We start from the raw sequence: 13,447 nt of genomic DNA, 5'->3' as shown, positions 1-13,447 counted from the left end.
ATTCACCTAAAGACGTATCTACCTAGGACGATGTACGCCCAAGTTCATAGTCAACGATCAACATTAGTGATGGAGCAAGCCTGGAGGCGCTTCCGTCATACGCCGGAGGCGCGCATTATTTTCATACGTTTAGCGGTACCGTTCGTAACCAGGGAGCAACGCAATCAACCAATCCGCGAACCGCGGAGTATCGTATAAGTTTATACCAAGAATTACGTCTTCTTTACACCTTACGATGGAACTAATCTGCTCCATTAGCCTATATTAGCTAGTTTAAGATAACAGAAACTGTGGTATTTAGTTCCTACTTTAGTGCTGCCAAACCCTTACATCTGAAGGGCTTGAGTGTTCGGTTTTGTTGGGGCGTAGGGAAACTCGGCTGGGGAGGATGAAGAAGTGAATTCAGCGCTTGTGCCAAATTTAGACCTTAGGCAGGAAAACGTAGCTCTTCCACTTAAGATAGAGAATAATTCAACCGGAATGAGCTTACAGTCGAGACCAAAGCATTCTTTGGTGATCCTCGACAACCGCGAACTTGATCGGCAGTGCCTCGCGCAATGCATGGCTGCCTACAAGACGGACCTGCTTATCCTGGCTTTCGGAAGTGTTGAGGAGTGGAAGCAGAAATGCGACGAATATCCGCCGCTTTCGGCAATTCTCCTGAACATTGGCGGCAAGAAGATCGATGATCCCGCCGTTTCGGGCCAAATCAGGAGCCTTGCTTCGGAGTTCGGAGCGATACCGGTGATCATACTGGCTGATAGCGACGATTTCGGCCAAATCGTAAGGGCGATCGAATACGGGGCCAAGGGTTACATCCCCGCCTCGGTCAGCATCAGCGTCTGCATGGAACTGATCGCGCTGTCTGTAGCGGGTGGCGTCTTTGTTCCTGCCAGCACACTGTTCGCCATGCGTCACTTGCTGGAATCCGGAAACGCTACAGCTCGTCCGTTGGCCGGTATTTTCACGGATCGTCAGGCCGAAGTTGTGGAGGCGCTCCGGCGCGGAAAGGCGAACAAAATCATCGCCTACGAGCTCAATCTTCGAGAAAGCACCGTGAAAGTCCATGTTCGCAATATCATGAAAAAGGTCAAAGCAACGAACAGAACGGAAGTTGTGTTCAAGCTTAACGACCTGTTTCAGAATGGTATTTCCGGCGCGAGTGCGAACAAGACGCTCTGCTGACGCTGTGATCTGCGTAAAGCTTTGACATGTGACGGCACATTGTCGTTCAAAATTGTCCCCGGAGGCGTGACCAAATGCGCCTCCGGGGAAATTGTTTGATGCTGTAGCACCTCGGAACTACGGCGCTCCCCCCGAATACCTGGAGCCATCGTAGTGCGTTCGCAGTTGTCAAATGTCGGCGAACTGCAGCACATTCCTGCGCGCCATGGCATATCAGCAATGAGGTGATCAGCCAGTGGCTGCCGTCATCGATCGTGCAGAGGTGGACTGGCTCTGAACCGGTCAGATCTGCCCCGTTATCCTGCGACGCGTCGCCCGAGGGAATTCAATGCATACCAGTATTTAGGCCCGATGGTCTGTTTGCAGACCAACTTGATCCAGGGCAGTGAATTTCGCACTTCGGGAGAAACCTCCAAAGCAAAGCGCTGAATGGCCACGGCTGTGGTGACATCGAAATTATTGAATGCCATGCCGGCCAGTCGAAGCGCCTCTTTTCCGAGATCTCTGGCGAGAAAGCGCCTTAGTTTCTCATCTTTCCTGAGACTGTCCGCGCCTTGGCGGAACAGAATATCGAAGGCCTGTTTTCTTTGGCGGAGGTCGGGAAGAATACTTTGCCCATAGTATTGCAGCGACATATTCGAAGAATGTCTGCGATATACTGCTTGATCATCGTTAATATAACCGACCTCAGCATGTGATGCGAGCCGCAGCCACATCTCCATATCGCCAGTATGCGGCAGTTCCTTATGATAACCGCCAACCTGCTTTTGCAACGCCGTTCTCACGACGGCCGTCGGCGTTGGAACCAGGTTGTTTGCTCCACTCAACCGCATGAATTGCGGACCGGACATGACCTGCACGGTGGGCATATTGTTGCCGCCGAGAGGATCGACGCGCTTGGTTATGATGCCATCTGGCTCGGCTATCAGCGCGTTCCCGAACGTGAATCCTACATGAGGCTGATTGCTCATAAGCTCCGACGCGCGTGCCAGAGCGCCTGGCAAGAGATAATCATCTGCCGAGAGAAGCAGGAACAAGTCGCCGCCCGCCCAGTCGATGCCTTCGTTATAGGTTGCGATGTGGCGTTTGTTTACTGCATGCCGCCGATAGGTCACCCGTTTGTCCCGGGATGCCAGGGCCATTCCGACTTCCGGAGTATTGTCTGGCGAGCAATCGTCGAGGATGAGCACGCGCACATCGACGCCAGCCTGTGAAAGAACGCTTTCAACACATTCCTGCAGGAAATGAGCGTAGTTGTAACAGGGAATTACGACATCAACACGTTGCAAACTTGTTCCTCCGCAGGCAATTGTTTCGTTCGGGGCATTTCATGGAACCCGAATTCGGCGTCGTCTCACTCTTACGTATGCTTCGCTCCTCGATTGACTCGCGCCAGGGTAGAACTGCGAGCCAGCATCGCCGATTTCGTGTAGGCCCACACGGCTCTCAACAAGGCGGATCGGGCAAGCAGCCGGGAGCCTGCACGCTTCAAGCTGCTCTGAACGCGTTCCCGATGCGTGAGCGCGAAACGGGTCCGGGATCGAAACGTATCGTAAAATGCAACGTTCGGACTTAGGCTTCCTGATTTCCAGGGCTTCACGTTGGTCACGAAATGAACGATCGCGAGTTTCTGTTCGAGCGCGATACGGGCGATGACCTGGGTGGGCTCGAACTGAAAATTCCAGGCGCGATCCAGGACTTTCCACTTTCCCGCACAGGCGACGTTGAGGGCGTCCTGATCCGAATATTCCGTGGTCGGAAAACGATCGAGATAATCCAGTGATCGCTCCGATATTCCCTCCGCCCGCCATTTTGCGAGGTCGATAAGGAGGATGCCGGCGTTGAAATAGCGTTCGACCCGAGGTCCGCCTGTGCCACCCGATCCGATGCTCACCACATTATCCAGCCAATAATCCGGCACGGCGCCAATCACGGCCTCACCCAGATCGATATTCCAGAGCTGTTCGAGCGCATCCAGCACAAGGATGTCGCCATCCAGATACAAAGCCCGATTGCAGGTCTCGGGAAGGAACTGCGGCAGAAGTATCCTCGCAAAGGTCATCTTCGAGACGCCCGGTCGCGTCGAAAATCCGCTTGCGAAAGATAGGGTGCCGATGGGATGCCACTGGATGACTGTCGAATTTGCCGGCAGAGAATCGAGTATCCTCCGCTTGGTTTCTTCGCCTATTCCCTCATGAATGACATGGATATCCAGGGGCCATGCGCTTCTGTTATTCTCGGCGACCGATCTGAGAGCGGTCGCCAAGGGAACGGCATAGGCTGCGTCGACTGCAAAGACGATTGGCCCTAACCGCTGTATTGCGCCCACAGGGGCTCCTGTTGGTATGCTATGCACATTCATGTTTCCGGCACCATCCCATCGAAAAACGCGCTTCGCCTTATGATCGACGTTGCTGTTCACGTCCCGATCGATGCGGCTTCCTGAACGGGAATGCCGACGGCCGGGGTGGGCAGATGCGTGTAAGCCGGTTGCGGTGACCGGACGCCAGGCATGCTCCTGGTTCCGCCAGAGAGCTTCCACTCGAAATAGGCGATCGTCTTCTCAAGACCTTCATGCAGGTTCACCGTGGGCTGCCAGCCCAGGTCCTGCTTTGCACGACTGATGTCCGGCTTGCGCTGCGTCGGATCGTCGACTGGCAGAGGCTTGTAAACGATGCTTGATTTCGAACCCGTCATTTCGATGACCATTTCGGCCAGTTCCCGCACCGTGAATTCCCCGGGATTGCCGAGGTTGATAGGTCCGGTAACGCCATTCGGAGCGCCCATCAGACGAATGAAGCCTTCGATCAGATCGTCGACGTAGCAGAATGAGCGCGTTTGCGTGCCGTTGCCAAAGATGGTGATCGGCTCGTTTTGAAGCGCCTGAACGATAAAGTTGGAGACGACGCGGCCGTCATTGGTCTGCATGCGCGGCCCGTAGGTATTGAAGATTCGCGCCACCCGGATTTCCACGCCGTATTGTCGATGGTAGTCGAAGAACAATGTTTCGGCACACCGCTTGCCCTCGTCATAGCATGCCCGCGGCCCTATGGGATTGACGCTGCCTCGATACTCCTCGGGCTGAGGGTGAACTGCCGGATCGCCGTAGACTTCGCTTGTGGAAGCCTGGAAGATCTTCGCCTTGGTGCGTTTGGCGAGGCCGAGCATATTGATGGCCCCGTGCACGTTGGTTTTGACTGTCTGAACGGGATCGACCTGATAGTGGACCGGAGATGCCGGACAAGCGAGGTTGTAGATCTCGTCGACCTCTACATACAGCGGGAAGGTAATATCGTGGCGAAGGATCTCGAACCGCGGGTCGTCGAGAAGGTGCAGCACGTTATCGCGCGATCCGGTGTAGTAGTTGTCCACTGCGAGAACATCATTGCCCTCCCGCAACAGTCTTTCGCACAGGAATGATCCCAGAAAGCCGGTGCCGCCGGTTACCATAATTCGCTTTTGTCCGTGCATTGGTGTGCTCCGTTGTTGATGGTTGCCCCGCAGAAGCGAGGATCGTCAGTAGGCTCCCCTGCGCTTGAAGACCGCAGGAATTGTGCTGAGAAGAATTTGGCAATCGAACCACAGGGACCGGTTGTCGATGTAGAACTCGTCGAGTTGCTGCTGCAGCTCGATATCCGCATTGCTTCGTTCGGATATCTGCCAGAGGCCCGTGAGCCCCGGCGTTACGGAACGGCGCTTGTCTCTAAATTCACCGTCCATGGCCAGGAGATGATATTCCGGGAAAGGACGCGGTCCGACGATGGCCATCTCACCTGCAATGATGTTCGCCAACTGCGGGAGCTCGTCGAAGCTCGAAGAGCGCAGGAGATGTCCGACAACCGGCAGGACGCGTGGATCATCCTTGAGCTTGAAATGGCTCAACCACTCGGCCCGCATAGCAGGGTTTTCGCGGAACAGTGCTTCGAGACGCTGCTCTGCATCCTGATACATCGTCCTCAGTTTCAGAACGTGCACAGGCTTGCCGGACAGCCCTTCCCTGGTATGCCGGAAGAAGACCGGCCCGGGATCGATGGCGTAGATTGCGGCTGCCGCAATTGCGATGAAAGGCGAAACCACGATCGTTGCCGGGACGGCGATGGCGAGGTCGAGGATCCGCCGAACGAGGTCCGAGTTGACCGAACTCCCAGCTGCCGTGAGGCGAATGCCGATCTCTCCGCCGACATCCGCAGGTCGCAAACCGCTAACCTTGAGGCTCGGCGTATCGGACAAGAGGATGACTTCGGCGAACTTCCGGCGCATGGCGGTCAGGTCGAGCGCAAGCGAGCCAGTGTCCCCTGCAATCAGCGCAATGGAAGGCCCCCCATCAGGCGATGTTTCCTGCGTCTCGGAGGACGGATACTCCGGCTTGATGCCATACTGCCAATGGTCCTGGAAATGTGCCATGAGCGCGGGGATGAGGTTGCGCCCCCCTATGATCACCGCGCGCTCCCCCCAAATTCCGAGTCTCCAGCACAGGCTTCGTGCGAACCAATGCATGAATGGCTGAACAATCAGCGCGAGGGCGAGAAAGCCAATGATGGCCAGCAGCAGCCCGCCCCCTTCAGGCAGGATGATTGCGCCGAATGCCGTCAGGGCAGCCACCTTGAGGGCCGCTATCGTGCGCCGCCGCAGATGTTCGTGGTCGTGCAGCCGATATCCGGGATAGAGGCCGGCCGACGCATAGAGAACGATCGACGCCAGCGCTGCGAGGCAGAAGGCACGCTCCATCACCGTGCCCGCCGAGCCACCAGGAAGAAAGGACAGGAGAGCCAGGTAAGCGACCAGATAGCTTGCAATGTCGCCCGCAACGAGGAATGACAAGGTTGCAAGCCGAGGAAGCCGGCGTGCAATGGGCGAATTCAGCCATGACTGTCCCGAAGGATCTGCGGTCCTGGCTGCTACCGGCGGCACGGAACCCGTCGGAATTGCCCGCGACGCCATGTCATTTGTGGCGGATGCCTTCGATGGACCCGATGTCATCGCTGACGGCGCAAATGAGGACATGATGTTTTACTCCTCTACGGCCTTTGTCCCGACGCACCCGATCCAGAAACCGCGTCTTCGATCGGGAACTTCCGAAGGCCCAGTCTCTGGAAGGCAGTCAGTGAGATGAAGGTCGGCACGACGAGCGCGTAGCGCCGCCACAGCCGTCGCGGCTCGCATAGGAGGCGAAACGCCCATTCGAAGCCGCTTCTTTGAATGACCCTTGGAGCCTGCCGCTTGAGGCCGGCGTGGAAATCGAAGGCAGCGCCGACACCGATCAGCATCGGCGCCTCCAGACGGTCGCGCATGCGGGCCATCCAGAGCTCCTGCTTGGGACTGCTCAGCCCTACCCAGATGATATCGGCGTCCGATCGATTGAGCCGGTCGGCAATATCCGCCTCCTCTTGCATCGACAGCTGGCGGAAAGGCGGTGCGTAGGAGCCAACGATCCGTGCTTGCGGAAATTTTGCGAGAAGTCGCGCCTGCAGCTGCTCAAGCGTTTCGGCTGTTGCACCGTAAAGGAAGTGGCGCAAACCTTTGGAGCTGCCGGCATCGAAAACGGACAGCATGAGATCCGGTCCATAGACCCTGTCACTTTCAACATGACCAGCATGTTTCAGTGCCCATACCAACGGCATGCCGTCAGGGGTTACGAGGAATGCCCGGTTATGAATGGACCGAAGCTCGGGATCCTTTTGACAACGCACGACACCGTGTGCGTCGCGAACGCATACATATTCCTTCCTGCCGTCTTCAATTGCGTTTTGGATAAGTCCGGTCGCGCTCTTGAGATTGACCGCGGAAACTCGAACACCAAGGACATTCGTCCACTTCAGGGAACTCTTTACATCACGGACCGAAGGTTGGTTTCTGTCTGCCGGTGAATTTCTCATGACCTACGCTTTTGCCAACTGAAACTGTAGTCAGAATATGCTGGCAAGCTCGCGGCCTCCATACTTTCAGATCCAGCTATTGGACGTAGAAAGACTTCACATTTCTGGTTCCGCATAGAAATAAATTACAATATTCGAAGTACGGCAGTATCCCTGGGGTACGCTTGATTGCTCTTTTTGATAAGCGTTACCCCGAAAAGAGCGGTTTGACCTTCGCGGAACCGCGGAAGACAGTCGCTTTAGCGCGGCCAAAGCTGGGGAGGTTTGAGCGCGACAAAGTCGGGAGAGCGACAATGATGAATTCAATAGGGGTGAATTCAATAAACGAATTACCGATGCCCGCCGGAGGGCCTACAAAGGTCCCCAATACGACCAGCCAGCTGCAGAACGATTTGGCGTCCGATGGCTATATCGTCATCAGAAATGTCCTGACGCCTGAGCAGGTGGGAAGATTACGGCAGGTTGCAAAACAGTATCTAAGATCCGGCGGCAAATATCTGTATGGCGGCAAATTCCAACTTCACGCCATGTATGTCGTCGATGAAATCGCCAGGTTTATGACTTCCGATGCAATCCTCAATCGCCTCAAGGAAATTACGCGACCCCTCGATGTCGTTCTTACAGGCGAATGCGATCTCATGATCAACACTACATCGTCGTGGCACAACGACGTCCCTCACCATCCTCGCTGCGTTGACGGAAGTATTTTCTCGGACGAGAGCTTCAGGGTCTACAAGATCGCATTCTATCTGCAGGACCAGGACGAGAACTCGAACGCCACGCTGAAGGTACGGCCAAGATCCCACCTCAAGGGTTTGGTCCAGAGCCTGCCAGCAAAGGGGCTCGGCGTGCGAGCGGGCGATGCGATCATCTTCGACGTGCGCATCGAACATGCTGGACAGATGCCGACATTGATCGACAAGAGCCTGCGCAGGTTCTTCGAGCGGATCAGTCCACTGCTCCGCCTGGATGTTCAGAAGGCATTCACAGTGACGCGAGCATTCATTCGACGGCTCGGCAGAACGCCTGATCGTGTCGCGGTTTTCATGACGTTCGGTCCGTCGGATGCGGAAACCTACTCCTATGCCGAGGAAGGCCGCCATCGCCATCCCGGTGTTCGCGGAACGCTCAGTGTGGACGTACAGGCACGGCTCGCCGCCAACAACATTGTTCCACCGATTATCGGGGCGCCTGTCTAACCGCACGGGCCGCCAGGCACTGACCTCAATTTCCGCAGACCTATGACTGCGCACCATCAAAACGGTGCGCAGGATCACACCCGTCGCGTGGTGAACCGCTGTCGGTGGCGAACGGCGCGGCGTTCGCGATTAGCGTCACCGCAATCCTGATGCTGTTGCGGCCGCCGGCAACATGGGCCGGCGAAATCGAACCAGCCTCGCCATAGCCCGATCACATCCGCAACGAACTAACCCCGATGGCGGCGGCATCTACACCTAAAGCATGCACTCACTACCCAGGGACCCCGGCACGCTTACGTCTTCGGCGGCCCCCTCCCTCAAAGGTTGACGGCCAAGGGATAGGGGATTGCCAATAAGAGCAGATGTTACGCGTGTCCAATCACCGGTAGCTTGGAAAGGAATGCATAGCGCAAAGGCCATGGCTGGGCGGTAGCATCTGGTGACATAAGGCAATGATTCCGGCGCAGGCTGATTGTTCGTAGTTGACGCTTAGAGGGTTGGGATTCCTATGGTTTCGCGTTCTGGTCCTGGTTCTGCATATTATGAGATGGAAGCGTTACTCGCCCCGACATCGATGGCGGTGACCCCTTTGGCTCCACGGGAGATCTTATCGGACTCGATCGTAGTCACGTTGCTGCATCGCGGTGCAGTATCGCAAGCGGCTTGAGAGGGTGTCATGGAGCGGCCGGGCATCAGCGTTCTTATCAACAATTACAATTACGGCCGCTTCGTCGGACAGGCGATCGACAGCGTCCTGAGCCAAGAGATTGCCGACGTCGAGATAATCGTCGTCGACGATGGATCCAGTGACGAGTCGCGTTCCGTTCTGGAAGACTATGACAGCCGGGTGAAGGTGATCTTTCAGGAGAACTCGGGACAGGCTGCAGCGATCAACACTGCCGTGAAACTCAGCAGTGGCGGCATTCTCTGTTTTCTGGACGCTGATGACTGGTGGGCGCCGGGCAAGCTGGCCGCGACGGTAGCGGCTTTTCGCTCGCATCCCGAGGTATCGCTTGTCTATCACCGGCTCCAGCCGACTTCGATTGATGGTTCACCTACCCTCAAACCGATCCCACGAACCCTGTGTTCGGGAGACTTGTCGCCACAGCTGACTAAATCGGCCGGCTGGTGGCCCTTCCCGATGACATCGGCCATCTCCGTACGACGCAGCACATGGGATGCCGCAGGGCCTATTCCCGAACAGTTCAGCATATCCGCCGATGCATGGCTTACTGGCATCTATCCATTTCTCGGCGACGTGGCTGCCTTGCCGGATTCACTTGGGTTCTACAGAATTCACAACAACAACTGGTACCGACCGATCGATGATGCCTCCATGCTGAAGCGGCGAATGGCGCATTGGCAACGGAGTGTCGAAGCGACAAACCGATTTCTCTCATTCCATGATCTGCCGGCGAGGCTCAGTCTGGCGGATCACTATCCCTATCAGATGGCAGCAGCGGTTCTGGATGGCGTCAATGCGCGCACCCGGATCAGGCTTGCTGTCGAAGGGCTATTTTTCGCCGGAGAGCCGAACCTGTTGCGGCGGACGCGCGACGCGTTGCGTGGCGCCTATCATCTTCCTCGTTCCGGCCGGGACTTGAGCTTATCGGAGGCAGCGGAATGAAGGCGCTGCTGCTGGTTTCCGAGTTGGAAGACTACACCATATCATTCGCGAGCGGCGTCGCACGGCACATGCCGGTCGTCCTTGGGGTCCCGCGCCGGCGCTACGCGCATCTTGCTTCGTGGTTTGATCCTGCCGTCGATCTTCACCTTCTGGACTGGCCACGGCATCGCTCGCTTGCCAATCCGTGGTTCCTGCATCACCTCACGCGTCTCATCCGGCAGGAGAAACCAAACCTCATTCATCTCCTGAGCAATTCCACGCTGTGGCTGAACTTTGCCGCGCCGTTCTGGCGCCCGATCCCGCTCGTGACCACCGTCCATGATGTGGAGGTGCATCCCGGCGATTCCGATACCCGCACCCTGCCCGGCTGGGCTCCGGAATTGATGGTAAAGCAGTCGGGGCATGTCGTCGTGCACGGCGAAGGGCTGAAGCGGATGGTCCTCGATCGATATTCGAAAGCCCCGGACCACGTGCATGTCCTGTCGCATCCTGCCATCCATCGCTATGCCGACCTCGCTCGGCGGCAGAAGATGACGAGGAGTCCCGCCGACGGAACTATCCGCGTCCTGCTCTTTGGACGGATTTTCGCTTACAAGGGCCTGGAGCATCTGATCCGCGCCGAGGCCATGCTCAAAAATGCGCTCCCCAATCTGCATGTTACGGTCGCAGGCCGGGGCGATGACCCATGGATCTTCCGGTCGCTGATGGGAGAGGCCGGCCGCTACGATATTCGCAATCGTTTTATCGAGGACGCAGAAGTCGCCCAGCTTTTCCTGGATACCGATATTGTCGTCCTCCCCTATACCGAAGCGTCCCAAAGCGGCGTGCTCAACCTTGCTGCAGCGTTCGGCAAGCCTGTGATCGTGACCGACGTGGGCGAATTGCGAACGACCGTTCAGCCCAACGGACTGGGAATGGTGGTTCCACCAGGGGACGCGGCAGAGCTCGCAAAAGCCATCCGGACATTGGCTGACAATAGCGAGCTTAGAAACAATCTCGGCGCCAACGCGCTCGCATGGGCAACAGGACCGAATTCGCCGGAACAGGTCGGCGCCCACGCCGCAGCCCTTTATCGCGAGGTGGTCGGATCATGCTGATGAAGGTACTCGCGGATGATCCCCAGATGGCGATGCGGAAGAGGGCAAGCGTCCGCCACTATGTTCCAGGTGGCTGCGAGAACGGCGGCGGCATCGGCAGGCTGGTCGGTTATATAACCAGCACCGCTAGAGAAGGCGGGAGCGAACACGCCGTCACCGACACCAGGGGCCTCCGATGGTCCGCTGCGACGTCGTCTCTGCGCCTGCTGGGCGCCATCCTGACAATGGCGAAGGATCGGATCCTCGATCCGACACGCATTCACCATATCCATGTCGCGGGCCGCGGCAGCACCTCGAGAAAGCTGATCCTGACCGAGGCTGCCCATTTGCTGGGGTGCTTTCACATATTGCACCTGCACGACTACGACTATGCCACCGACTTTGCTGCACGCTCGCCGCGTCAGCAATCGCTCATACGCCGCATGTTTCAACGTGCTGATTGTGTCGTGGCGCTGGGCCAGCGGGATCGCGTGACGCTCGCCACACTTCTGGGCGTGGACGAACATCGCCTTGTGACCGCTCACAATTGTGTCCCCGATCCCGGGGCACATAATGTTCGTGCGGGCGAGCCGCCGTTGATCGTGTTCCTCGGTCGGCTGAGCGAACGCAAAGGCGTTCCGGAACTTCTGCTCGCCCTCAGCCATCCTGTCATGAAAGAGCTTCGGTGGCGGGCCGTACTGGCAGGCGACGGGCCTGTCGAGGATTATCGCCGTCAGGCTGCGGACATGGGCCTTTCGGGCCTGGTGGACATGCCGGGATGGCTTGGCGCCGACGAGACACGAGCACTCTGCGCACGCGCTGATATTCTGGTCCTGCCCTCACATGCCGAAGGCCTCGCAATGGCCGTGCTCGAAGGGCTTTCCCACGGACTTGCTGTTGTCACAACCCGTGTCGGAGCGCATGAGGAGGTCATTTCCGACGGCGAAACCGGTGTCTTCGTCCCTGTCGGAGACAAGGACGCCTTGGCCGCAGCGCTGGCCAAACTGATTACCGATCCAGACATCCGCAGCCGCCTCTCAGCCGGGGCGCGCGCTCATTATCTCAACCATTTCAGTATGAAGGCGTATATGCGGTCGATGGAAAACCTCTACGAAACCATCTCCGCGCAACCTCAAGCAAAGGTTAGCGCACAATGACAATTTCAACTTTTCCGCCAGACCGCAACGTTCCGCTCCCGGCCGTCCATTATGAGCCCCGGTTTCAGGCGGAAATGAAATCGGAAGAGTTCGACCTGACCTCTGGGTTACGCTTGATCCGTCGGCGGCTTGTTATGATCGTTGCGGTGATGATGATGCTGATGGCGGCCTCGATCGTGCTGATCTCGGGTTTGAATCCGAGCTATCACGCCGCGTCCCGGCTGATGATCCACAAGCCGCTGGCAACTGCGCTCAGCACCGGCGATGCCGGCAACAATGCGCCGGTGAACGTCACATCCGAGACCGAGCGGCTGCTGTCCAGAAGCGTGACGGAGCGCATCATCCGCGACTTGCGGCTCGACGAGCGTCCGGAGTTCAACCCGGCCCTGCGCCAGGCCTCCGTCCTCGACGAGATCAGGGCAACCTTGCGTGGCCTGCTGGTGAGCAGCGACAAGCCGTCACAGCCATCGGGAGACAGTATCGAGCCGATCATCCAGGCTTATTACAAGGCGCTGAGTGTGTGGCGCGACGGCCAGAGCGATGTCGTCCAGATCGGCTTTACGGCCGGCGATCCCGAACTGGCAGCCGCCGTCCCGAACCGGCTCATCAGCATCTATCTCGAAGAGCGCAAGGACAGTATCCGCGGCAGCCTCGACACGGCGCAGGCATGGATCGGCCAGCGCATCGCCGAACAGCAGGATCGCGCCAGGGCCGCCCGCGATGCGGCCGACACCTATCAGCAAACGATGGGCGTCGTTCAAAGCGGCGATGAGCAGAGCGAACAGGTCAAGGCGATCGTCGAATTGAGCGACCGGCAGACGAAGATCGGGCAAAGCCGCGCCGACATCCAGGATACGATCGCCGCACTGGAAGCGGCCCGCGACCCTTCGCTTGCCGCCCAGAACAAAGCCGTCCCCGACAGCATCGGTGCGATGCAAAGCGACCTGCGTGCCCAGCAGCAGGATCTCGCACGCCTTCTCGATATCTATGGCAACGATGCTGCCGCCGTGGTCGACCTGCGCGCAAGGATCGACAGGTCTCGCACCGATCTCGGCGCGGCGGTTGACCGGTACCTGCAGTCCATGCGCGCCAAGCTGAGCACCCTTGATGACGAGGACCGTACAGTGCGATCGGCACTGGCGGCCGCCTATGAGCAACGCTCCCGCTCGTCGCTGGCACAGACCGAACTCGGACGGCTGCAGCGCATTGCCGACAGGGAGCAGACGGCGCTCGACAAGCTCGAGGAGCAGCGCCGCGGTCTTGCCGGGCAGGCCATGCTGCCGGGCACCGAACTGGAGGTCCTGTCACCGGCTGCGGTGCCGCTTGC

Annotated in this window: 10 protein-coding genes and 1 pseudogene; 6 read left to right on the top strand and 5 right to left on the bottom strand. The window is 57.9% G+C overall.

What is annotated here, in order from left to right:
- Positions 1–396 precede the first annotated feature (396 nt).
- Positions 397–1,185 carry a response regulator transcription factor gene (locus tag FHT93_RS26205; protein WP_112545468.1) on the top strand — a complete coding sequence of 263 codons (789 nt, stop codon included), beginning with the start codon at positions 397–399 and terminating at the stop codon, positions 1,183–1,185.
- A 296-nt stretch (positions 1,186–1,481) separates the two neighbouring features.
- Here the strand turns inward: FHT93_RS26205 and FHT93_RS26200 are convergent, their stop codons facing one another.
- From FHT93_RS26200 to FHT93_RS26180, 5 genes are all read right to left on the bottom strand, one after another.
- Positions 1,482–2,474: a glycosyltransferase gene (locus FHT93_RS26200; RefSeq protein ID WP_183850189.1), complete on the bottom strand. Its 993-nt coding sequence runs from the start codon at positions 2,472–2,474 to the stop codon at positions 1,482–1,484.
- A gap of 71 nt (positions 2,475–2,545) precedes the next feature.
- Positions 2,546–3,547 carry a glycosyltransferase family 8 protein gene (locus FHT93_RS26195; protein ID WP_112545510.1) on the bottom strand — a complete coding sequence of 334 codons (1,002 nt, stop codon included), beginning with the start codon at positions 3,545–3,547 and terminating at the stop codon, positions 2,546–2,548.
- Between the two features lie 56 nt (positions 3,548–3,603).
- The gene (locus FHT93_RS26190) at positions 3,604–4,656 is read right to left on the bottom strand and encodes a UDP-glucuronic acid decarboxylase family protein (RefSeq protein WP_112545470.1); all 1,053 of its coding nucleotides are present in this window, start codon (positions 4,654–4,656) and stop codon (positions 3,604–3,606) included.
- Positions 4,657–4,701: 45 nt separating this feature from the next.
- Complete coding sequence (locus FHT93_RS26185) at positions 4,702–6,189, bottom strand: sugar transferase (RefSeq protein ID WP_183850187.1); 1,488 nt, start codon at positions 6,187–6,189, stop codon at positions 4,702–4,704.
- Between the two features lie 14 nt (positions 6,190–6,203).
- On the bottom strand, positions 6,204–7,061 hold the full coding sequence (locus tag FHT93_RS26180) for a WecB/TagA/CpsF family glycosyltransferase (protein ID WP_113014128.1): 858 nt from the start codon (positions 7,059–7,061) through the stop codon (positions 6,204–6,206).
- A 164-nt stretch (positions 7,062–7,225) separates the two neighbouring features.
- Here FHT93_RS26180 and FHT93_RS26175 point away from each other — a divergent pair, with 164 nt between their 5' ends.
- The 5 genes and pseudogenes from FHT93_RS26175 to FHT93_RS26155 form a co-directional block, all read left to right on the top strand.
- On the top strand, positions 7,226–8,260 hold the full coding sequence (locus FHT93_RS26175) for a phytanoyl-CoA dioxygenase family protein (RefSeq protein WP_246781738.1): 1,035 nt from the start codon (positions 7,226–7,228) through the stop codon (positions 8,258–8,260).
- Between the two features lie 676 nt (positions 8,261–8,936).
- The gene (locus FHT93_RS26170) at positions 8,937–9,887 is read left to right on the top strand and encodes a glycosyltransferase (RefSeq protein WP_113116928.1); all 951 of its coding nucleotides are present in this window, start codon (positions 8,937–8,939) and stop codon (positions 9,885–9,887) included.
- Positions 9,884–10,984, top strand: a complete 1,101-nt coding sequence (locus FHT93_RS26165) for a glycosyltransferase family 4 protein (protein ID WP_112545475.1) — start codon at positions 9,884–9,886, stop codon at positions 10,982–10,984. Before FHT93_RS26170 ends, FHT93_RS26165 begins: the two co-directional genes overlap by 4 nt.
- Complete coding sequence (locus FHT93_RS26160) at positions 10,978–12,120, top strand: glycosyltransferase family 4 protein (RefSeq protein WP_183850185.1); 1,143 nt, start codon at positions 10,978–10,980, stop codon at positions 12,118–12,120. Before FHT93_RS26165 ends, FHT93_RS26160 begins: the two co-directional genes overlap by 7 nt.
- Positions 12,117–13,447 (top strand): annotated as a pseudogene (locus tag FHT93_RS26155) (exopolysaccharide biosynthesis protein); the annotation flags it as partial. The gene FHT93_RS26160 and the pseudogene FHT93_RS26155, both read left to right, overlap by 4 nt.

The sequence above is a fragment of the Rhizobium sp. BK379 genome (assembly GCF_014193955.1).
Classification (GTDB): domain Bacteria; phylum Pseudomonadota; class Alphaproteobacteria; order Rhizobiales; family Rhizobiaceae; genus Rhizobium.
Note: the sequence above shows the minus strand (reverse complement) of the source record. Positions and strands in the feature narration are given on the sequence as shown.

What these genes read in the sequence shown, in the direction of transcription:
- FHT93_RS26195 (WP_112545510.1), bottom strand. Translation starts at nt 3,547, where the DNA reads ATGAATGTGCATAGCATACCAACAGGAGCCCCTGTGGGCGCAATACAG.
- FHT93_RS26190 (WP_112545470.1), bottom strand. Translation starts at nt 4,656, where the DNA reads ATGCACGGACAAAAGCGAATTATGGTAACCGGCGGCACCGGCTTTCTG.
- FHT93_RS26185 (WP_183850187.1), bottom strand. Translation starts at nt 6,189, where the DNA reads ATGTCCTCATTTGCGCCGTCAGCGATGACATCGGGTCCATCGAAGGCA.
- FHT93_RS26180 (WP_113014128.1), bottom strand. Translation starts at nt 7,061, where the DNA reads ATGAGAAATTCACCGGCAGACAGAAACCAACCTTCGGTCCGTGATGTA.
- FHT93_RS26170 (WP_113116928.1), top strand. Translation starts at nt 8,937, where the DNA reads ATGGAGCGGCCGGGCATCAGCGTTCTTATCAACAATTACAATTACGGC.
- FHT93_RS26165 (WP_112545475.1), top strand. Translation starts at nt 9,884, where the DNA reads ATGAAGGCGCTGCTGCTGGTTTCCGAGTTGGAAGACTACACCATATCA.
- FHT93_RS26160 (WP_183850185.1), top strand. Translation starts at nt 10,978, where the DNA reads ATGCTGATGAAGGTACTCGCGGATGATCCCCAGATGGCGATGCGGAAG.